15 protein-coding genes, 3 tRNA genes and 3 rRNA genes are annotated in these 22,792 nt (G+C 37.5%); 11 read left to right on the top strand and 10 right to left on the bottom strand.

Translation table 11 applies throughout. From position 1 onward, the window contains the following. Positions 1–95: 95 nt before the first annotated feature. From upp to E0W69_RS12695, 10 genes are all read left to right on the top strand, one after another. Entirely contained in the window at positions 96–737 is a 642-nt protein-coding gene (gene upp / locus E0W69_RS12740; protein ID WP_225321251.1) for a uracil phosphoribosyltransferase, read from the top strand. Positions 738–864: 127 nt separating this feature from the next. After that, entirely contained in the window at positions 865–2,247 is a 1,383-nt protein-coding gene (locus E0W69_RS12735) for a DUF4476 domain-containing protein (RefSeq protein ID WP_131330431.1), read from the top strand. A gap of 22 nt (positions 2,248–2,269) precedes the next feature. Next, positions 2,270–3,025, top strand: coding sequence for a tRNA pseudouridine(38-40) synthase TruA (gene truA / locus E0W69_RS12730; RefSeq protein ID WP_131330430.1), 756 nt, complete (start codon positions 2,270–2,272; stop codon positions 3,023–3,025). Positions 3,026–3,088: 63 nt separating this feature from the next. Next, positions 3,089–4,312 carry a TCR/Tet family MFS transporter gene (locus E0W69_RS12725; protein WP_131330429.1) on the top strand — a complete coding sequence of 408 codons (1,224 nt, stop codon included), beginning with the start codon at positions 3,089–3,091 and terminating at the stop codon, positions 4,310–4,312. Positions 4,313–4,761: 449 nt separating this feature from the next. Further along, positions 4,762–6,282, top strand: a 16S ribosomal RNA gene (locus E0W69_RS12720). A gap of 148 nt (positions 6,283–6,430) precedes the next feature. Further along, a tRNA-Ile gene (locus E0W69_RS12715) sits at positions 6,431–6,504 on the top strand. 15 nt (positions 6,505–6,519) lie between these two features. Beyond that, positions 6,520–6,593, top strand: a tRNA-Ala gene (locus E0W69_RS12710). Positions 6,594–6,754: 161 nt separating this feature from the next. Continuing rightward, positions 6,755–9,563, top strand: a 23S ribosomal RNA gene (locus E0W69_RS12705). Positions 9,564–9,671: 108 nt separating this feature from the next. After that, a 5S ribosomal RNA gene (rrf, locus tag E0W69_RS12700) occupies positions 9,672–9,785 on the top strand. The 16S, 23S and 5S rRNA genes sit together here with 2 tRNA genes alongside, the layout of an rRNA operon. A 391-nt stretch (positions 9,786–10,176) precedes the next feature. Further along, the gene (locus tag E0W69_RS12695; RefSeq protein ID WP_131330428.1) at positions 10,177–12,393 is read left to right on the top strand and encodes a hypothetical protein; all 2,217 of its coding nucleotides are present in this window, start codon (positions 10,177–10,179) and stop codon (positions 12,391–12,393) included. A 177-nt stretch (positions 12,394–12,570) separates the two neighbouring features. Here E0W69_RS12695 and E0W69_RS12690 read toward each other — a convergent pair whose 3' ends face one another. The 9 genes from E0W69_RS12690 to E0W69_RS12650 all read right to left on the bottom strand — a co-directional run bounded on the left by E0W69_RS12690 (position 12,571) and on the right by E0W69_RS12650 (position 21,025). Next, positions 12,571–13,527: a TerC/Alx family metal homeostasis membrane protein gene (locus E0W69_RS12690; RefSeq protein WP_131330427.1), complete on the bottom strand. Its 957-nt coding sequence runs from the start codon at positions 13,525–13,527 to the stop codon at positions 12,571–12,573. Positions 13,528–13,545: 18 nt separating this feature from the next. After that, positions 13,546–15,294: a gliding motility-associated ABC transporter substrate-binding protein GldG gene (gene gldG / locus E0W69_RS12685; protein ID WP_225321250.1), complete on the bottom strand. Its 1,749-nt coding sequence runs from the start codon at positions 15,292–15,294 to the stop codon at positions 13,546–13,548. 6 nt (positions 15,295–15,300) lie between these two features. Further along, a complete protein-coding gene (locus tag E0W69_RS12680; protein WP_131331960.1) occupies positions 15,301–16,017 on the bottom strand; it encodes an ABC transporter permease in 717 nt (238 codons plus the stop codon). Positions 16,018–16,117: 100 nt separating this feature from the next. Next, on the bottom strand, positions 16,118–16,969 hold the full coding sequence (locus E0W69_RS12675; protein WP_131330425.1) for a sugar phosphate isomerase/epimerase family protein: 852 nt from the start codon (positions 16,967–16,969) through the stop codon (positions 16,118–16,120). A gap of 1 nt (position 16,970) precedes the next feature. After that, a complete protein-coding gene (locus E0W69_RS12670) occupies positions 16,971–17,921 on the bottom strand; it encodes a carbohydrate kinase family protein (protein WP_131330424.1) in 951 nt (316 codons plus the stop codon). An 11-nt stretch (positions 17,922–17,932) separates the two neighbouring features. Next, complete coding sequence (locus E0W69_RS12665) at positions 17,933–18,937, bottom strand: LacI family DNA-binding transcriptional regulator (RefSeq protein WP_131330423.1); 1,005 nt, start codon at positions 18,935–18,937, stop codon at positions 17,933–17,935. 118 nt (positions 18,938–19,055) lie between these two features. Next, a complete protein-coding gene (locus tag E0W69_RS12660) occupies positions 19,056–19,697 on the bottom strand; it encodes a porin family protein (RefSeq protein ID WP_191967836.1) in 642 nt (213 codons plus the stop codon). Between the two features lie 27 nt (positions 19,698–19,724). Then, positions 19,725–19,797: transfer RNA gene (locus tag E0W69_RS12655), tRNA-Thr, on the bottom strand. A 58-nt stretch (positions 19,798–19,855) separates the two neighbouring features. Then, positions 19,856–21,025: an AIR synthase related protein gene (locus E0W69_RS12650; protein ID WP_191967835.1), complete on the bottom strand. Its 1,170-nt coding sequence runs from the start codon at positions 21,023–21,025 to the stop codon at positions 19,856–19,858. Between the two features lie 125 nt (positions 21,026–21,150). On the opposite strand from E0W69_RS12650, the gene E0W69_RS12645 reads away from it, so the two are divergent. Further along, entirely contained in the window at positions 21,151–22,083 is a 933-nt protein-coding gene (locus E0W69_RS12645; RefSeq protein WP_131330420.1) for a bifunctional riboflavin kinase/FAD synthetase, read from the top strand. A 357-nt stretch (positions 22,084–22,440) separates the two neighbouring features. On the opposite strand, the gene E0W69_RS12640 is transcribed toward E0W69_RS12645, so the two are convergent. Next, entirely contained in the window at positions 22,441–22,767 is a 327-nt protein-coding gene (locus tag E0W69_RS12640; protein ID WP_131330419.1) for a Dabb family protein, read from the bottom strand. Between the last annotated feature and the right edge of the window lie 25 nt (positions 22,768–22,792).

The raw sequence follows: 22,792 nt of genomic DNA, 5'->3' as shown, positions 1-22,792 counted from the left end.
AATGGCATATTTTTCAATTGGGCAATTCTTATCAATTTTATCGTTTATTTGAGTAATTCGTATACAGACAATATCTTCGCATTATGGTAATAAATATGAGTGAAAGTCACAGCTTGATCAGTAATTGGGTAAGTGAACTTAGAAATGTCCATGTACAGGGAGACAGAATGCGTTTTAGAAGAAATTTAGAACGTATCGGAGAAGCTATCTCTTATGAATTAAGTAAGACTTTACCATATGTTGAAAAAGAAATTGAAACGCCATTAGGTATTCATAATAGCAAAGTATTGGAAGCGCAACCTGTCGTTTCTACGATTTTAAGAGCTGGTTTGCCAATGCACGGCGGTGTGTTGAATTATTTTGACCATGCAGACAATGCATTTATTTCTGCTTATCGTAAACATCACAAAGATGGTTCATTTGAAATTAAAGTAGAATATATCAGTAGCCCATCCTTGGATAATAGGATTTTGATCGTTGTGGATCCGATGATCGCAACTGGAGCATCATTGGTGAGTGCTGTTCATGCTTTGAAAGATCAAGGCAATCCTAGCCAAATTCACGTAGTATGTGCGATAGCTTGTACGCAAGGAGTGGAGTACGTAGAGAAAGGTTTAGGAAGTAATGTGACTATTTGGTGTGGTGATATTGATGAAGAAATGACTGCGAAATCTTATATCGTTCCTGGATTAGGGGATGCAGGTGATCTTGCTTATGGTTCCAAATTACAAGATTAAGGTTGGTGTTTTCGGATTGATTCTAATTAAATCATTTACTTACGGCATTATGTTTGCGTAATTCATGTATTTAATTGGAGATTTTATCCCGAAAAATTAATTTTGCGTTTTTAAATTACAAAGTAGTATGTCTATATATAAAAAGGTATCATTAGGATTTTTATTTGTAATATGTTCATTATTAACGATTTCGAGTTTTGCACAAAGTGATACTCGTACACATTTTATATATATACAATCCGATGGTCAGCAACCATTTTATGTTATCTTAAATAGCAAAACTTATAGTTCTTCTTCTGTTGGTTATTTGATTATTTCCAAATTGAAAGATGGAAAATATAATATTACGATTGGTTTCCCACAAGATAAATATCCAGCTAAAACATACTTGTGCAATATTGCAGGTACCGATGCTGGTTATCGTTTGAAAAAGACGGGTGATATTTGGAGCGTTGTAAATAGACAAACTGGTGAAACGCTTGCTGTGGTAGAAGATGGAAGTCAACAAACTGCAGCAACAGAAACTACTACACCTTCGGATAAATCGGATAATAACGCATCTTTTGGTGCTTTGCTTGCAAAAACGTCTAATGATACAACTAATTACAAAGCGATAGCAGATGCTAAAAAGGCAAAAGCGGTAATGGCAGAAAAATCTACAGGTTTAGATACATCTAAACCTGTTACGGAAGGTCGTGTGAGCAACGAAATTATAAAAAATAAAGAACGTGCTATTACCCGAGTTAATAATGCCAAGCCTACTTTCAAAGAATCAGATTATACAGCAGAGGATAATCAAGAGAAAACAGTTGTCGATAGTGATGTTCGTAGCATGATAAAAACGCAAGAACGTAAAGATAGGAGAGGTATCTCACTTGAATTTGTTTCAACTTCTGCGAATAATACGGATACAATTACTGCATTTATCCCAAGTGATGAAGCCACCACCTCAAATGAAGTGGCGTCTACAAATAATATAGAGAAAAGTGACGTTGCTGCTAATACCAATAACAATAACACAACTTCGGATGCAAAAAATGATAGTAGCAATCCTTTCTACAAAGGTACCACTAAAAAGACAGCCACCTCCAATGATAATTTAGCAGCATTTTCTGATGATGAATCGAAATCTGAAGAATCAACCAAAAAGGAAGTTGTTAAAACAAAAGATAAAAGTGTCACAACGGCTTCTGGTAATGAAATTTTCAACAGCACTTGCACAGACCAATTATCAGATAAAGATTTGGATAAAATCAAAAAGAAAATGATTGCTAAAAATTCTGATGATGAAATGATTTTGGTTGCAAGAAAAGCTATTGATACAAAATGTGTTTATACAGCACAGATCAAACAATTGGGTGATTTGTTATTGAGTGATGCATCAAGATTCTCTTTATATCGTTTACTTTATCCAAATGTTTACGATGGTGGTCAATACAAATCATTAGAATCTCAATTGTTGGATAAAAATTACAAATCACAATTCGAAGCTTTAATTAACAAAAATTAACTCATAACTCGAGTCATTGCCAATGCGTTATTTCTTGGAAGTGTGCTATAAAGGCACCAATTTTAATGGTTTTCAAATACAAAATACTGGAAAAACCATCCAAGGAGAGATTCAAAATGCACTTCTAAAATTATTGAAAGATCCCATTATTCTTACGGGATCTTCTCGTACAGATGCTGGTGTTCATGCCTTACAAAACTATTTTCATTTTGATATAGCAGGAGCTTTTCCAATGGGAAAAGTGTATAATCTTAATTCCATGGTATCTCCTGATATTGTGATCAAGCGGATCGTGGAAGTAGGTGCGGAAGCGCATGCTCGATTTGATGCTAATACTAGAGAATACAAATATTATATTCATCAATCGAAAAATCCATTCATTCAAGATACGTCTTATTATTATCCATATACAATGGATTGGGATAAATTGAAGGCAGCTACTGCGCTCGTTTTAGGACGACATGATTTTTCATCTTTTTCTAAAAAGAATACACAAGTAAATAATCATTTCTGTGAAATATTCAAGGCGGAATGGTCTATGGACAATGAACAAATCGTTTTTAATATTCGCGGTAATCGTTTTTTGAGAGGTATGGTACGGGCATTAGTAGCTACATTGTTAAAAGTAGGTAGAGGTTATTTTTCTTTTGATGATTTTGCAGCTATTTTAGCTGCGCATGATTGTACCAAAGCCGATTTCTCTGCTCCTGGAAAGGGGTTGTTTTTGGTAGAGGTTGCTTATCCTACAGAGGTAATTACGCCATCTCCCGTTATGTAATTGTATATTTTTATAAAGGATATTTATTTCAATTATATTTACGCATTAAATATCCATTTCTATATGACTGATGTGAAAAAAGCTCCTACACAACGTGCCATCTTTTTCATATTTATTACGCTTTTGATTGACGTTATCGGCATTGCTATCATCATTCCTGTTGTTCCAAAATTAATTGAAGAATTATCAGGACAAGGTATCGAAAAAGCATCTGTTTATGGAGGATGGCTCATCTTTACTTATGCGGTGATGCAATTTTTATTTTCGCCCGTTTTGGGAGGATTAAGTGATCGATTTGGACGGAGACCTATTTTGTTGTTTTCCTTATTAGGTATGGCTATCGATTATTTGTTTCAGGCAAAAGCCCCTTCTCTTTCTTGGTTATTTGTTGGGCGTGCTTTAGCTGGTATCGCTGGCGCAAGTTTTACAACAGGTTCTGCATATATTGCTGATGTCAGTACTCCTGAAAAACGAGCACAAAATTTTGGATTGATTGGTGTTGCATTTGGTTTAGGCTTTGTTATAGGACCTGTAATCGGAGGTTTCTTTGCAAAATATGGTTCGCGTGTTCCATTTTATATTGCTGCAATCTTAGCATTTGCTAATTTCATATATGGCTACTTCATTCTACCTGAATCTTTAAAAAATGAAAATAGAAGAAAATTCGAGTGGAAAAGAGCGAATCCAATTGGTTCTTTAATTCAGCTACGCAAATATCCAGTAATTGCAGGTTTGATGGTTACTTTGACACTTTTTTATTTGGGGGGACATGCAGTACAATCTACATGGACATATTATACTATGTTCAAATTTAATTGGTCAGAGCAACAAGTCGGGGTTTCTTTGGGTATTATAGGTGTTTTGGTGATGTTGGTTCAAGGAGTTCTTATAGGTAAAATTATGCCTGTGCTAGGTTCAAAAAAAGCTATTGTGTATGGATTGTTGCTTTTCGCATTAGGAATGTTATTGTTTGCATTTGCGACAACTTCATGGATGATGTATGCAATTTTGCCTATATATTGTTTAGGGGGTATTTGTGGACCTGCGATACAAGCAGCCATTTCGAGTCAAGTTGCTGTTAACGAACAAGGAGAATTACAAGGTGGTATGACGAGTCTTATGAGTGTGACATCTATTTTAGGCCCGTTGATTATGAATAATTTGTTTGCGTACTTTTCTAGTAAAAATGCATTGCTCTATTTTCCCGGGATGCCATTTATTATTGGTGCATTACTATTCTTAATAGCGATTATCCTTGCATTACCAGCTTTACGCAAGCATTTCTAATTTTTTTTAAAAAACTTCTCAAAATATTTTGCCAGATGAAATAATTGTGTATTTTTGCGCCCCCTTACGGAAGTGGGGGGAGAGTTCTAAGAAAGGGTGAAAAAAGATTTAAATAAAATTTGTTTAAGTTAAATATTTGGTTTACTTTTGCAACCCGTTAAACGGAAGCGAATAACGAGATAAGTTCTTGAAAATGAGTAAGTTAGAAAAATAAATAAAAAATAAATTTTGTTTAAATAAAAATAATCACTTACCTTTGCAACCCGCTAAGCGGAACGGATGATTGGCTGAGAGGTTAACATTTGGCAATAAGATTACTAGAGAGTAGTTTTAAAAGATCTTTGAAAGACAGTAAAACGAAGGGTAAAAAGAACCTGAAGTATAAACGAAAAAACAACAAGAACCGAATAGATTTCGAGAGAAGCTAGTCGGGTCAAACAACAACATTTACAATGGAGAGTTTGATCCTGGCTCAGGATGAACGCTAGCGGCAGGCTTAATACATGCAAGTCGAGGGGCAGCACGTCTTCGGATGGTGGCGACCGGCAAACGGGTGCGGAACACGTACATAACCAACCTTATCCTGGAGGATAGCCCGGTGAAAACCGGATTAATACTCCATAGTATATTTTGTTCGCATGAGTAGAATATTAAACGTAAGGGGATAAGACGGATGTGCGTATGATTAGTTAGTTGGCGGGGTAACGGCCCACCAAGACCACGATCATTAGCTGATGTGAGAGCATGATCAGCCACATGGGCACTGAGACACGGGCCCAACTCCTACGGGAGGCAGCAGTAAGGAATATTGGTCAATGGACGAAAGTCTGAACCAGCCATGCCGCGTGAAGGATGAAGGTCCTCTGGATTGTAAACTTCTTTTATCTGGGGCGAAAACCATCTTTTCTAAGATATTTGACAGTACCAGAAGAATAAGCACCGGCTAACTCCGTGCCAGCAGCCGCGGTAATACGGAGGGTGCAAGCGTTATCCGGATTCACTGGGTTTAAAGGGTGCGCAGGCGGATTTATAAGTCAGAGGTGAAATCTGTAGGCTTAACCTACAAACTGCCTTTGATACTATAGATCTTGAATGTCGCTGAGGTCAGCGGAATATAACATGTAGCGGTGAAATGCATAGATATGTTATAGAACACCGATTGCGAAGGCAGCTGACTAAAGGACGATTGACGCTGAGGCACGAAAGCGTGGGTAGCGAACAGGATTAGATACCCTGGTAGTCCACGCCCTAAACGATGATTACTCGACATTTGCGATACGATAGTAAGTGTCTGAGCGAAAGCATTAAGTAATCCACCTGGGAAGTACGACCGCAAGGTTGAAACTCAAAGGAATTGGCGGGGGTCCGCACAAGCGGTGGAGTATGTGGTTTAATTCGATGATACGCGAGGAACCTTACCCGGGCTAGAATGTGAGTGACGTAGATTGAAAGGTCTATTTATAGCAATATACACGAAACAAGGTGCTGCATGGTTGTCGTCAGCTCGTGCCGTGAGGTGTTGGGTTAAGTCCCGCAACGAGCGCAACCCCTATCGTTAGTTGCCATCAGGTTAAGCTGGGCACTCTAATGAGACTGCCGCCGTAAGGCGCGAGGAAGGAGGGGATGATGTCAAATCATCATGGCCTTTATGCCCGGGGCTACACACGTACTACAATGGTAAGGACAAAGAGCAGCCACTTGGTGACAAGGCGCGAATCTCAAAAACCTTATCTCAGTTCGGATCGGAGTCTGCAACTCGACTCCGTGAAGCTGGAATCGCTAGTAATCGTAGATCAGCAATGCTACGGTGAATACGTTCCCGGACCTTGCACACACCGCCCGTCAAGCCATGAAAGCTGGGTGTACCTAAAGTCGGTAACCGAAAGGATCCGCCTAGGGTAAAACTAGTAATTGGGGCTAAGTCGTAACAAGGTAGCCGTACCGGAAGGTGCGGCTGGAATACCTCCTTTTTAGAGATACGAAGGTTTTTAATATTTAGTAGTTTTATTGTCTTTTAAAAATATTGTACGAGAGTACAGAAGAAAAGTTCTTATAGATAAGAAGAAAGGGCGTAAGGGATGCAGCTCATGCCTCAGGGCGAAGAGTCGCTATATAGACAGACTCGTAGCTCAGTTGGTTAGAGCGCTACACTGATAATGTAGAGGTCCCCAGTTCAAATCTGGGCGGGTCTACGAGTTAAATAACTCGGGGGATTAGCTCAGTTGACTAGAGCACCTGCTTTGCACGCAGGGGGTCAACGGTTTGAATCCGTTATCCTCCACAGTGAGTAAGAAGTAGTCAGTCTTAAGTCGTAAGTATTCAATTACTTATAACTCATCACTTATTACTTATAACTCAAAAGATCTTTGACATATTGGAAAACGAAATCAATGCTGTTTAATAGTGTGATCACCACACTATTAGACAGGGTAAATAAAGAAATTTAAAGTGAAATAAGGGCGTATGGTGGATGCCTAGGGTCTGAGAGGCGAAGAAGGACGTGGTAAGCTGCGAAAAGCTTGGGAGAGCTGCACACGAGCATTATATCCCAAGATCTCCGAATGGGACAACCCGCTATATTGAAGATATAGCACTCGCAAGAGAGCCAACCTCCTGAACTGAAACATCTAAGTAGGGAGAGGAAAAGAAAATAATTAAATGATTTCCCAAGTAGTGGCGAGCGAACAGGAAATAGCCCAAACCGATACCGCGTGCGGTATCGGGGTTGTAGGACTGCATTTAGAAATAGTTATCAAGTAGAATTACCTGGAAAGGTAAGCCGCAGAGCGTGAAAGCCGTGTAAACAGAAATTAACTAGGACGAGCAGTATCCTGAGTAGCGCGGGACCGGAGGAATCCTGTGTGAATCTGCCAGCACCATCTGGTAAGGCTAAATACTCCTCAGACACCGATAGTGAACCAGTACCGTAAGGGAAAGGTGAAAAGAACCGTGAACAACGGAGTGAAATAGTACCTGAAACCGTACGCCTACAAGCGGTCGGAGCTTCGCAAGAAGTGACGGCGTGCCTTTTGCATAATGAACCTACGAGTTACTATTTACTGGCGAGGTTAAGTTTTTAAAAAATGGAGCCGTAGCGAAAGCGAGTCCGAATAGGGCGCATAGTCAGTAGGTGTAGACGCGAAACTTTGTGATCTATCCATGTGCAGGTTGAAGGTTTGGTAACACAAACTGGAGGACCGAACCCGTTGACGTTGAAAAGTCTTGGGATGACGTGTGGATAGGGGTGAAAGGCCAATCAAACTGAGAGATAGCTCGTTCTCCCCGAAATGTTTTTAGGAACAGCGTTGCATTAAGAATTTTGTTAGAGGTAGAGCTACTGATTGGACTAGGGGGCTTCACCGCCTGCCAAATCCTGACAAACTCCGAATGCTAACAAATATCTGCAGCAGTGAGGCTTTGTGCGCTAAGGTGCAGGGCCGAGAGGGAAATAACCCAGAACAGCAGCTAAGGTCCCCAATACATGGTTAAGTTAAACAAACGAGGTGGAATTTCTAGGACAGCCAGGATGTTTGCTCGGAAGCAGCCATTCATTTAAAGAGTGCGTAACAGCTCACTGGTCGAGAGATTCTGCACGGAAAATGATCGGGTATCAAACCATGAACCGAAGCTCTGTAATAGTACACTTAAGTGTATCATTGGTAGGGGAGCATTGAAATTGCACCGAAGCCGTATGGCGACGTATGGTGGAGCGATTTCAAAAGAAAATGTAGGTATAAGTAACGATAATTAAAGTGAAAAACTTTAACGCCGAAAATCCAAGGGTTCCTGATCAACGTTAATCGGATCAGGGTTAGTCCAGTCCTTAGGTGTACCCGAAAGGGGAAGCTGATGGCAATCAGGTTAATATTCCTGAACCTGCTATACATTAAAAGTGACGGATCTTCAAGCTTTCTACGTACTTACGGAATAGTGCGTTGAACGGAGTCTACGGACAAAGTGAAGAAGGGGAGAAGGTTCCAAGAAAAGCGAGTATAGCGGCTGGTACCGTAAACCGACACAGGTGGATGGGAAGAGTATTCTAAGGCGCTCGGGTGAGCCGTGGAGAAGGAACTAGGCAAATTAACGCTGTAACTTCGGGATAAAGCGTACCACAGCAATGTGGTTTCAATAAAATGGTGCGACCAACTGTTTAACAAAAACACAGGGCCCTGCGAAATCGAAAGATGAAGTATAGAGCCTGATGCCTGCCCGGTGCTGGAAGGTTAAGGAAGGATGTTCGGAGTAATCCAAAGCTTCTGACTGAAGCCCCAGTAAACGGCGGCCGTAACTATAACGGTCCTAAGGTAGCGAAATTCCTTGTCGGGTAAGTTCCGACCTGCACGAATGGTCTAATGAGTTGCACACTGTCTCCTCCACGAGCCCGGTGAAATTGTAGTATCGGTGAAGATGCCGGTTACCCGCCACGGGACGGAAAGACCCCGTGAACCTTCACTACAGCTTTACATTGATCTTGAACAACCGATGTGTAGGATAGTTGGGAGACTATGAGCCGGCTTCGCCAGGAGTCGGGGAGTCACTGTTGAAATACCAACCTTCTGTTGTTTAGGACCTAACCCAATGCGATTGGGGACATTGTATGGCGGGTAGTTTGACTGGGGTGGTCGCCTCCTAAAAAGTAACGGAGGCTTGCAAAGGTACCCTCAGTACGGTTGGTAATCGTACGCAGAGCATATTGGTATAAGGGTGCTTGACTGTGAGACAGACACGTCGAACAGGGACGAAAGTCGGCTAAAGTGATCCGGTGGTTCTGTATGGAAGGGCCATCGCTCAAAGGATAAAAGGTACTCCGGGGATAACAGGCTGATCTTACCCAAGAGCTCATATCGACGGTAAGGTTTGGCACCTCGATGTCGGTTCGTCACATCCTGGGGCTGGAGAAGGTCCCAAGGGTTCGGCTGTTCGCCGATTAAAGTGGCACGCGAACTGGGTTCAGAACGTCGCAAGACAGTTCGGTCCCTATCTGTGGTGGGCGCAAGTAAATTGAGGGAACATGCTCTTAGTACGAGAGGACCGGAGCGTATGTACCGCTGGTGTACCAGTTGTGATGCCAATTGCATTGCTGGGTAGCTATGTACAGACAGGATAAACGCTGAAAGCATCTAAGCGTGAAACCTATCTCAAGATGAGTTTACTGTTAAGGGTCGTAGGAGACGACTACGTTGATAGGCTGCAGGTGTACAGGTGGTAACATCTTAGCTGAGCAGTACTAATAGCCCGTAAGCTTTATAAAATTAAAAAGAGAGTAGTTTTTCAATATGTCACGATATTAAATATGGAGTATTTATGAATTAAGATTTATGATAAATTATGATTTATGATTTACGAAGTATAACCTTTTTATGGTGGTCTTACCAAGGGTGTTCACCTCTTCCCATACCGAACAGAGAAGTTAAGCCCCTTATGGCCGATGGTACTTGGGCCTTGTCCCTGGGAGAGTAGGTAACTGCCATATTTATTTTACAGCCTTTGTGAGAAATCACAAAGGCTGTTTTGTTTTATACATATATCAACATGCTTGCGGACATATACAAATACACAAACACATACATTTAGTACCTAATATAAGTGATTCTGCAATTTATAGTACTACTACTATTTTTACTAACTATTACTCTCTCTTATACATATTGTACGCTTTGGTTTCAAACAAAGAATAAAATACATTAGAGCATTAAGTATTTATAAATGTTGTATTTAATCTAAAACTTCGTTTATTATTTACGAATAATATTATGTGGTTTTTAATTAAATAATTTCATTTAACTTTATTCTACTATATAACTGTTTTTAATTGAGTTATTTTAAATGAATATTTTTAATATACTCTGTAAATAAATGAGCAAATGACTAGATATTCATTCAGATTTTCTGTGATGATAATGTCTATGGTAATAGCTTTATTGTCTATACCTAAGATATTGAATGCACAATATCCTATATCTACTACGCAAACAATATATCTAAGTTTCGACAATGTCACTTATTCTGAGGGCGACACAGTTCATTTTCAAGCATTCTTAAGCAATAATGGCATTCCTGGAACGGATTCCAAAACAATGTTCGTGGATTGGTTTAGTAGTAGCGACAGCCTGTTGGCACACCAAGCCTACCCTATCGTTAATGCAACGGCTGCTGGACAATGGGTTGTGCCTACCTTTTATGAAGGAGCCAACTTTAAAGCCATAGCCTACACAAGTGCTATGATCCGGAACGATTCCTACCTTGCTTTTCATAAAGAGATACCAATATTGGGGAGGATGGGGTCCGCATCCCAGCATATGCGTATTTTTCCAGAAGGAGGATCCTTAGTTGCTGGTGTAAGTAACAGAATTGGTTACCATTTAGACGGTTTACAAGAAAACAATCTGTACCTTTTGTCGAATTTGGGTGATACCGTCCAACCCATATTGACAATGGGGAAACAATACGGAACCTTCGACTTCGTTCCGGAACTGGGAAAAACCTACCGTATTGGAGCGACAGATATCGTACTGCCAGTAGCGCAAAGCGAGGGTATCGCAATGGAAGCTACAACCTATCCAAATTCTGTGGTTGTAATGTTTCGAAAAACAAAGAACTTTCTCTCCGACTCGATGAATCTCATAGGATATATGGACGGAGAGATTGTTTATCAGTCAATCTTCCTCCTGAAAAATAGGGATAGTGGATTCGTGGAAATAAAAACGAGGACACTACCCACGGGTAAAATGCAACTGTTTCTTTCTGACAAAAATGGAGAAATTCTTTTATACCGTCCTATTTATGTACCTTCTAGAGAAAAAGAACCAATTTTTTTTAACCTAGTCGACGTAACGAAAGCAGGAAGCGCAACAAAAGGCTTACAACTGAATTACCAAGATTCAATTCCAGTCAGACTTTCTATTTCTATAAGAGATACAGTATTCAAAGAGCCGTCCAATATAAAAGGGTGGCTACAATTAGGTAAGAATATTCCTGATAGTGCATTGCAAAAAAATGATCCAGCCTCTATCCAAGCATTGGACGAAGTATTGAGATGCAGTGTGTTGACAAAATCCAAACAATCCTTTTCCGAAAATAAAAACTATTTTTCCTTATCTGGCAAGGTAAAAGGTAAAATACAATCAACAGATATCTCCTTGATTTTGCGTAGTGAAGGAGGTTACCAGCCTTTGAAACTTGCGATAGATGCAAATGGGTATTTTCATGATAGCACTATCGTTCTTTTTGACACTTGCTATCTTGCACTTGCCAAGGGTCAGGAAAAGCTTTCGCTTGATGTTGATTCCCTTCCGCCTTCGGCTTTCTCGAAATCCCCGTATTCTAGCAACCGCGTTAGTCTATCATACGTAAAAAGCAATACTCAAACATCCGAAATTATCCAACCTACTTGGATCAGTTTCTATGGCGACACATCAAGAGGGCATCACGTGCTACCAAAAGTGGTCGTCCAAGCACCAAAATGGAGAACCAAGGCGGACTCAGTCAGAGACATTTATATGTCTGATTTAATGAAGTTGCAATATGATAATGGAAGAGCTGCTTACGACATCAACTTTGAAAATGATCCGTCTGTTTACCTCGGAGGGGCTAAGCTTTGGGATTTGTTGTTGGGAAAACTGCCAGGTTTTGGTTATAATCCGTCAAATCCTAGTAAACTTCCCGTAAATAAAGCTTTTTTAGATGAGATAGAAATGTCTCCAGAGGGAGTATCAGATCTTGTATTACCTCAAATCGCATTTGTCCGTTTTCTTCCAAGACCTGATTCAACCATTTTGATTTACACTAAAAAATACCATGATCCGTCTTTGAAAGCTCGTATTGCCCACAATTGGGGGAAGTCGATAATTGGTTATACATCCTATATTCCCTTTGGCCAGTCTATGGCAGCTAAAGACAAAAGTATACCTGACCGACGCAAGACATTGTATTGGGAACCCGGAGTTACCCTCAGTAAAGACAATCCCACTCTGGACATCAAGTTTGAAACCAACAGCATTGCCAAAAAAATGCTCGTCGTGGTGGAGGGTGTCAAGGCTGACGGAACCCCCATACATTACGAGCAAGTCATCGACAAATAGCTTAAAGTACTCATCGTTTATATTGGCGTTTAAGATTTCAAATTAACAAATAAATCCAAACTTTATAATAGAAAATTTTATATATAAATAATTTCTAAAAATAGAATATTAATTATTAGAATGAATTGTTTATAGAATTATAAGTGTAAGAAATGTATTTTCTTACGCATCCGTAAGTTAGATTTTAGTGCTTTTTTCCTTATATAAAGAATAAAAGATTGCCGTCATTACACTTGCTAATATGACTATTAAGGATACATAAATAGAAATTTCAATATGGAAATATTCAATCAACATTTTTACGCCTATAAAGACTAAAATAAACGCAATTCCTTGTTGTAAATATTTGAATTTATCTGCTGCACCTTTCAATAAAAAGAATAAACTTCTTAAGCCTAATACTGCCATGATATTACTTGAATATATTACCATGATATCTTGTGATTTGAAAGCTTGATTTGCACCGCCTTTTACCAACGAAACTACAGTTGGAATACTATCCAAAGCAAATGCAATATCGGTAAATGCCAATATTAGTACGACCACTGCTAAGGTTGTTATTTTCCTTTTCCCATCTTCTTTGATAAAATATCTTCCGTTTGGTTTGGTATGACTTACTGTAAATACTTTATTAATTAATTTGAAAATTTTAGAGTCATTAGGATTATAGTTCTCTTCTTCTTTTTGAAAAAATAATTTAATTCCAGTATACAAAAGGATTGCACCGAAAATATACATGATCCAACTGAATTTTTGAATTAAACCAATACCTATTGCTATAAATATTACTCTAAATACAATTGCGGCTAATACGCCGAATAACAAAGCATTGGGAGTGTCTTCGTCTGAAACTTTGAAAAAACTAAAAATGAGAATAAATACAAATATATTATCGATACTTAGACTCCATTCCATCAAATAGGCACTGATATACTTCGTCGCATAAACCGGACCCTCATCTACCCAAACAAATACCCAAAATGCCAATGCTAGCACTGTCCAAAATAGCGTTTGTTTTAATGCTTCTTTTATAGTGGTTTTGTGGTGTTTTTTGCTTAGTACAAATATGTCGATCAATAATGCAATGAGTAAAACAACACCGAATGTGATGTATGCTATTTGCGTGTGTGTCATTTATAGTAAATTTCAGAACTAAGATAATTGATATTTTCTTTTTCTGTTATATTGAAATAAGAAACCAGTGAATATTACAATCGCAATTGGGATAATGATATTGATTATTTGCCATGTTCCTTTTTGCACTTCCACTTTATCTTTATCCAAAAGCCGAAGTACGAATGTTTTATTTCGAGCAATGAAAAGACCATTTTTATTTGTCAGATAATCTACACTATTTAATAGAAAATCTTTGTTTGCAAATTTATACTCATCAAAAGGAATTTCGCCCATCGGCATAGGACCGGTCGTTTTGTTTACGCTATTAGTTACAATACCCGCATTCGCAACAACAATTTGTTGTGTTGATTGATTAGCTTCACTTAGGAAATCTGATTGTATATTTCTTTGAATGGTGTCAATCACATCTTGTGTTAATCGGTGTGCATACAAAGATTTGAATTTTCCTTCTAATAAGACGGCAACGGGAATATGCGCTTTATTGAATGTGGTAAAATTGGGATCATCTTGCCAACTATTCAAACTCACCAAAGCTGGTGAAGCAATTGCGCGACTATTTGTATCTGTGGCCAATAATACCGTTTTCGTTATTCCTTCTGCGCTGACGGTATCTATGCTTGAGGGAAATAATGGCAACACGCGATCTATATTTTTCGTAATTGGATTATCGTTGACTGCGTTTAGAAATGGAAAATACGGCCAGGGCATACGTTGCATTCTTGGGCTATTGTCTGGATTGTAACCCACTACGATGGGTAATTTGGCACAATTGAGATCTTGTACCAAATCTCCATTGATACGCACGCCATATTTGAATAAAATATCATCTAATTGCAGATTGCGATCATATGCAACATAATCCGCCTTGCTGCTCATAATACTATCCAAACTCGCATATAATTTGTCCACAAACCAAATAATCTTACCGCCATGCATCACATATTGATCCAATTTGATTTTGTCGGCATCTGTAAATGATTCGGATGGTTTGACGATGAGTAATGTATTGATTTCTTTGGGATTCGGGTAAGATTTTTTCAAATCTAAGACACCTAATCTATAATCATTACGCAGACTTTCGCCAAGGTCATTAATTGTCAAGTCTATCGGTTCTCCATTGCCGACGAGGTAAGCAATTGCTGGGATGTCTTTACGGGTAAGTTTGTCTATTGCATTGGAAAATTTGTATTCCAATAAAGCTTCCGCTGCGTTTAAAGTTGCTTCTTTATCCTCAACAGGAATATCATTGACAACATTATAATTTTTAAAAACCGTTTTACTGCTACGCAAATCTACCGCAATTGGGCGTTTTCCATCAATACTTACTAATGCAGAAGGAATGATCAGTTGTTGAGATTGTTTTTGATCTTTTTCAGAAAAATTTTGATTGTTTTCAAATACAACACCAAGACGAGCTAACGAATCATACAAATTTGCTTTTACAGAATCTTGCATTCCCTCTCCAGGAATTTCGAAGCTATAATGGATATTATGGTGACTTAATTCGCTATATTCATCCAAAAGATTGGCGACTGCAACATTTAATTTCTTGTAATTGGTTGGAAGATCTCCAGTTAAAAATACTTGCACCTCAATAGGTTGCTCTACATTTTCCAAAATATTTTTGGTCGGCTGCGTCAGCGTAAATCTCTTTTCCGCCGTTAGATCCACCGTGAAATGTATATAAGACGTGACGATTGTAATAATGGAAAATAAAACCAAGATCACCAGCCACCAATATTTATTTTTTAATATCTTATTCAAAATTGCCTATTTTAAAATAATATTTCTTTTGCTCACTAATAAACACAAATAAATAATCCCCAAGAAATACAACACATCTCGGATATCGATTACTCCTTTGCTGATATTTTTATAATGAAAATTAAGCCCAAACATTTGTATATAATAACCCAAATTAGAAGAACTCATACTGCCAATAGAATCAAAACCTTTGTATATCAATAAACTCAAAATCACGCCGCTGATAAATGCAACCACAATATTAGAAGTAAAACTGCTGGTACATACACCAATTGCTGCAAACACACTACCAATAAGAAACAAACCAATATAACTGCCAATCGTACTGCCTGTATCAATGCCGCCTGTACTGCTCAGCATCTGAATTGAAATAGCATAAATGATAGTCGGTAATAGAGAAAGTAAAACGATCAAGGTCGCACCCAAAAATTTGCCCCAAGCTATTTGCGCAGGAGAGAGGGGAAGTGTTTTCAATAATTCAAACGTGCCTGATTTATATTCTTCCGCCAAACTACGCATCGTAATCATAGGAATCAATATCAAAAAAATCCATGGCGCAATGGAGAAATATCCATCTAATGTTGCATAGCCGTAATCAAGAATACTGGTCTCTGGAAATACAAATAAGAAAAGTCCATTTAATAATAAGAATGCTATAATTGTTATATAGCCTGTCAAGCTACTGAAAAATTGCCGACACTCTTTGGTGCATATTCTCCACATGATACAAAGATAAGCGGATGCATAAATTATGCTCATAAAAAAAGAGCATAAAAGAAATTTCTTTTACACTCTCCTTTTATTTATAACAAACCAAACAACGCTAATTCCATTTTTCGGTCATCATTCGCATAAAATCCAAACTACCTTTGGCAAGATCGTCTGCATTGTATTTGGATGGACGCCATAAGGATGTCGGACTTCCAATTCCATCCACTTGATTAGTAAAATTTTCTAATACTAACGGATGCTGATAATTTATTTCTGATAAAGCTTTGAATAAATCCTCCCAATGTACATTTCCTTCGCCAAGCATTCCTCTATCACTTTCGGTCATGTGGAAATATTTCAAATTTTTGTCGCTTTTGATTACAGGTTGATAAAAACCGTTCTCCTCAATATTCATATGAAACGTATCCAAATGAAGAGAAATATTGTCCACTTCCAATAAGTTTATCAAATTTAATACTTCTTCTCCAGATGTGCAAACATAACTTTCGTACCTGTTAATAGGTTCAATTCCGATCTGAATATCTTTTGTTTTTGCGTACGCGCCAACCGTATTCCAAACCTCAATTAATTTGTCAGATTCCTCTTTTGTACGGCTTTTACCAGAAAATACACCAATAGCTCCGTGTAAAACACCACCCAAATATCTGCTTCCCAATTGCTCTGCAATATCGATTGCTTTTTTAATCATATGGATCGCAATATCAGGATGGGTAGGTATATGCGCTTCTTTGGGTAAATTTAATCCACAAGTCACTTGGATATTTTCTTTCGTTAATGTGGATTTAATTTCAGAAATATTTATTTCCATGGAAGGCGGCAGTCCCAATTCAATAAGGTCAAATCCTGCTGCTGCTGCTTTTTTAATAGCATAAATACCACTTTCATCCTTCCATTGCGGTGCGACCCATGACAACATGGACGCGCCAAATATTGGTTGTAACATATTATTGATTAATTAATGCGGAATAATTCGTTGTTTCAGGTGCGGGTTGTTCTTGTTTAAATTGATTAAATTCTTCCATGGTATAATCAGGACAAGCACCTTCATGATTGGTAATAAATGCGCCTAAAGCACAAGCATTACTCAATGGTTTGTTTTCTTCATTTAACCCTAAAAATTTACCTGACAAAAATCCTGCAAGGAACGAGTCTCCGCTACCAACCGTATCGACAACTTCCACTTTAATAGCCGTAGAACGATAAAAGGTATCTTTATTCAAATAGACGGCACCTTTACTTCCTTTGGTAACCAATATTTCATCCAAAGAATATTTTTCTTGCAAATAACGCATGCTATCTTCTTCGGAAATATAATTCTTACCACCTTCCGCAAGTAATTCGCGTAATTCCGCTTTATTCATTTTTACAAGATTGGCTTTATGTAAAAGTTCTTGTAAACGTTTCAAGTCAATAAATGGAGGACGCAAATTGATATCAAATACTCTAAATGGCGCCGCTTCAATCAATTGATGTAATGTATTTTTGGACGTTTCATTACGCGTAACCAAACTACCAAATACAAATGCGGAAGATTTGCTCAATAATTCCGCATCCTCTTGTCTGTATTGAATATTATCCCAAGCAACATTATTGATGATATCGTAATGCGCTTCATTGTGTTCGTCTATATGAGCTTCCACTGTGCTAGTGGCCAATTTATCATCCACTTGAATATCATTAATCGGAATATTCCAACTATCAATTTTTTTTAATAGTGCATCCCCTAATTCGTCTTTGCCCACTCTACTAATCATGTGCGCATCTACACCCATTTGTTTTAGGTTGTAAGCAACGTTAAAAGGTGCGCCGCCAGCTTTGCGTGCATGTGGAAAAATATCCCAAAGAACTTCACCGTAACATACGATGGTAGTTGGATTTGTTTGTGTATGTGCCATGGAATTATATTTTAATGAATTGATTTTTTTAAAATTAATGTGGATTCAAATTGTACTTTCTTTTCCGCAATTGGATTATTATCAATCTGTTGGGTCAATAAATCGACAGATGTTTCTGCAAGTAATTGCAAAGGCTGCTGGATATAATACAATGGAGATGTATATAAATCAAATGCGTCCGTTTCGTCAAATGCGACAATATTTACTTTTTCTGGTACTTGTATTTTTCTTTGAATTAATTGTTTGATCCCTTCAACAGCTAATTTGTTGGTGGTGAAATACAAACCATCTATATGTGAATTATTTTCAAATAAATGATCAAATGCTTCGCTCATTTGCATAGGTAAAAGTTTTTCATCTATGTAAAATGCTTGAGATCTAGCTTCTTTATTTTGAGCTATGGTTTGTTCGAATCCTTCTACACGAGCATTCAAATGCTCCAATGTTGTTTTGTAAGAAAATACAGCAACATTTTTTCTTCCTTGATCCAATAAATTTTGCGCTGCTTTACCTGAAATTGCAAAATTGTCAATTGAAACGGAACATACATCAACATCTGAAAAATAACGGTCAATCAATACTAAAGGAATATTGCGGTCTGTCAATTCCTGAATATAAGCTTTGGAATTTTCCACCGCACCTATAATCAAACCATCCACTTGACGATTGATAAATAACTCAGTAATCGATTTTAATTTGTCAATATTTTCATCGGATGAAGCAATCAACAAAGAATATTCTTGTTTAGTTGCTTCATCTTCAATCAAACGTGCCACCGCAGAAGAGAATGGATTGGCAATATCAGGTACAATCAAACCGATTGTAAAAGTCTTTTGCAATTTGAGACTTTGAGCGATTCTATTCGGGCGATAATTCAATTCTTTAATAGCATCTTTTATCTTTTGAGCTGTTTGTTCATTGATCCGCTCTTGCAAGCGTCCATTGATGACATAAGAAACCAGCGCAGTCGATACGCCCGCTTTTTGTGCTACATCCTTGATTGATACCTTTTTCATAATGAACGAATGTTAGTAAGGTGCAAGATATATAAATTTAAACGTTTAAACAAAAAATAAAAAATTAAGGGAAAGTTAATATTTAACTTTCCCTTTTTCTAATAAGATTTTCTATTAATTAGAATCTATAACCAACCATAAAAGTAAATCCAGTGTTTTTACTTTTAGCATCTCGACTTTCTTCACTTTTCATTACATGAGAGAAACCTGTATTATATCTTGCATTCAATACGATTTTCGAATTTCCTCCTATAGCAAAGTAATATTCAAGTCCATACGCACCGCTAAAGTCTATCGTATTTACATCTTTTTTGATATCTGTTTCATATTTTCCATTAATGTCTGTTCCGCTCACTGTAAGAATATATTTGGCGTTTGTTAAAATGCCCAATTGGGGACCGGCGTATATAGATAGATTTGAATTGAATAATTGATATTTGGCTAATAATGGAAAATTTACATATCCAAATCGCATTTCATAATCTGCTTTGCTAATGGATGTAGTCAAATTAGCATATTTTGAACCTTGTTGTTGATATAATGCTTCTGGTTGAATATAAAAGCTTTTTGCTATAGGTATACTTACCGCGACTCCAGCTGCAAATCCTGCTTTGTAATTATTTTCACTATATATTTGGCGATTAGTGAGATTATACAAACTTAAGCCGCCATTTATCCCAAATTCAATTTTTTTATTTGATTGGGCTGAGGCAAACAAAAATGGCATACTGAATGCCAATGATAACAATACTTTTTTCATAATGTAGTTTTGGAAAATTAAATTTTGAGCCAACCAAGGGGATCGAACCCTCGACCTATTCATTACGAATGAATTGCTCTACCAGCTGAGCTAGGTTGGCAAAAAAAAGCCGCATTAATTAAAATGCGGCGCAAATATATAATCATTCAAAATAAAAATCAATAATTAATCCAACCTTTTGGTGTTTTAATATGCAATTCATTTTTATCTGAGGCTTCTACATGTCCAATTACTTGAGCATCAATACCTAATTTGGTTGCTTCTTCGATCAAAGAAGGTGCAGTGGCTTCGTCTGTGAATATTTCCAATCGTTGTCCCATATTGAAAACTTGATACATTTCTTTGTCATCCGAACCAGAATTTTTTTGAATCAAATCAAAAATAGGAGGGACGGGCAACATATTATCTTTGACAATTTTTAAAGTTGTAGGCAAATACTTCATGCATTTTGTTTGTCCACCTCCACTGCAATGAATCACTCCATAAATTGTATCAAAATATTTATCCAAAACTTGCTTCATCAATGGCGCATAGGTACGCGTAGGAGAAAGTAACAATTTACCTATAGAGATCTTTTCGCCATCAATTTCCAACGTATCGGTCATTTTTTCTTTTCCGATATAGACCACTTCATTTGGTAATTTATTTTCGAAAGTTTCAGGATATTTCTCTGCATAATATTTAGCCAAAACATCATGTCTTGCGCTTGTCAATCCATTACTTCCCAAGCCGCTATTATATTCTGTTTCGTAAACAGCTTTACCAGCACTGGAAAAACCAACAATTACGTTACCTGCTTTTATTTTTTCATTTGTAATGACTTTGGATTTTGGCCATCTTGCAGTCATGGTTCCATTCACCGCAATGGTGCGTACAACGTCACCAACATCAGCAGTCTCTCCACCTAAATAATGAATCTGAACGCCATATTGTTTCAACGTATCAAAAAAAGCTTGTGTGCCATTGATCACTTCTTTGATTACATCGCCGTTGATAATAATTTTGTTACGATCGATGGTAGAAGAAAATAACAAATTGTCATAGATACCTACGCAAAGCAAATCATCCAAATTCATCGCTACAGCGTCTTGTGCGATGCCGTTCCATACACTGATGTCGCCTGTTTCTTTCCAGTACAAATACGCCAAAATACTTTTGGTGCCTGCACCGTCAGCGTGCGTGATGTTGATGAATTTATCATCGCCACCTAAAAAATCGGGATACATTTTACAAAATGCATGTGGGTAAAGCCCTTGATCTAATTTCTCAATCGCGGCATGTACCTCTTCTTTTTGCGCAGAAACACCTCTTTGTGTGTATAATGACATGGGAATATTCATTATTTATTTAGAAAATTCGAAACCTAAATGCGCGGCAAAGTTAATAAGGCAAAAGGGATTTTTAAACAGAAATTACAATTCTACAATTCTTTGCAAGTATATTTGTCTTTTCTATGAGAGTTTTTAACAATATTGAAGCATTGCCGACCTTTAAAAATGCGGTAGTTACGATTGGAACTTTTGACGGAGTGCACCTCGGCCATCAAAAAATTATATCTCAATTAAAAGCAGAAGCGGCACATCACAACGGTGAGACGATTATCATCACCTTTCATCCTCATCCACGTAAGATTGTGAAAGAAGGTAATATGCCTGTTCCGATATTGACGACGCTCTCAGAAAAAATTAAATTATTAGAAAGCTTTGGTGTTGATAATGTCATCGTCGTACCTTTTGACGAAGCATTTTCTAATCAAAGTGCAGAAGAATATATTGAAAAATTCCTTTGGGATAAATGTAAACCGAGTTGTATCATCGTCGGTTATGATCACAGATTTGGACATGGACGTACGGGCGACTACAAATTATTGGAAAAATATGGAGAAAAAATTGGCTTTAAAGTCAAAGAAATATCCGAACAAGTACAGAATGAGGTAGCGATTAGTTCGACTAGAATACGAGAAGCACTTTTAAAAGGCGATATTCAAACTGCCAATAATTTTCTCGGACATCCTTATTTTTTCGAAGGCATGGTCGTAACTGGCAATCAATTAGGAAGAACGATTGGTTTTCCAACCGCGAATTTGGATGTAGATAATACGGAAAAATTAATTCCTGCAAATGGCGTTTACGCAGTCAAGGTAAAAGATCCGCATAATGAAAATAATCAGCTAAAAGGGATGATGAATATTGGCGTACGTCCTACTGTTGGCGGTACGCAAAGAACAATAGAAGTCAATATTTTAGATTTCAATCAAGATATTTATGGAAAAATGTTGGAAATTGAAATTATTCAACATTTGCGTGGAGAAGTAAAATTTGCTGGTTTGGATGCGTTAAAAGCACAATTAGCAAAAGATCGCGATGCGGTGAACGAGATATTGTAATGTCTTTTTTCGATGCTCTTTCATCTTTTTCTCGTGCAAGCGTTAGTAGGGAAAGAACGGTGCTTGTGTGGAGTTTTTTCTCCGTATAGCCTCTCGAAGATGACTTTGCATATTATGTTTTAACCTTCTTTTCCCTTGATGGAAAAGAAACAAAAGATCAAGGCTGTAATTGTCTTAACTAAAAATCAATCGTTTCGTCGGAAAGAATATAAATTGCTTCGCGGTCACTTCACTTCGTTCTGCTCAGACATATATTCTTTCTATCGACTCCACTGATTGATTTTCCTCACGTTAATCCAATAAATGCCAATAATACTGATCAGTATAAAATAATATTGGAAATAATTTTTACAATTTTTAAATAGAATCAAATACTTCTACTTTTTCCCATAAATGTGCACATTCCTCAATAAATTTTAGATGAATTGGATGTGATTGATATATTTCCTCCTCTTCCAAATTCTTAAACAAACAAAGCCAAGAAATACTATAATCGCCTAAAATAACATCTCTGTCTGTCGGTGCTGGTAGACCTATATGATAATATTGAATTGTCGGCACTTGTGTTAACTTTTTCAAACCATCAATAAGTTGTTCTGCTGCAGATGCATTATCTGGATTTTTTAAATAAAAGAAAACATGATGGACAAAACTTGAACCATCTTTAGATAAATCTATGCTCATATAATTTCTTTAAGATAAACCGTAA

This window comes from Rhizosphaericola mali (genome assembly GCF_004337365.2).
Taxonomy (GTDB): domain Bacteria; phylum Bacteroidota; class Bacteroidia; order Chitinophagales; family Chitinophagaceae; genus Rhizosphaericola; species Rhizosphaericola mali.
This window is presented reverse-complemented; position numbering and strand designations above follow the sequence as displayed.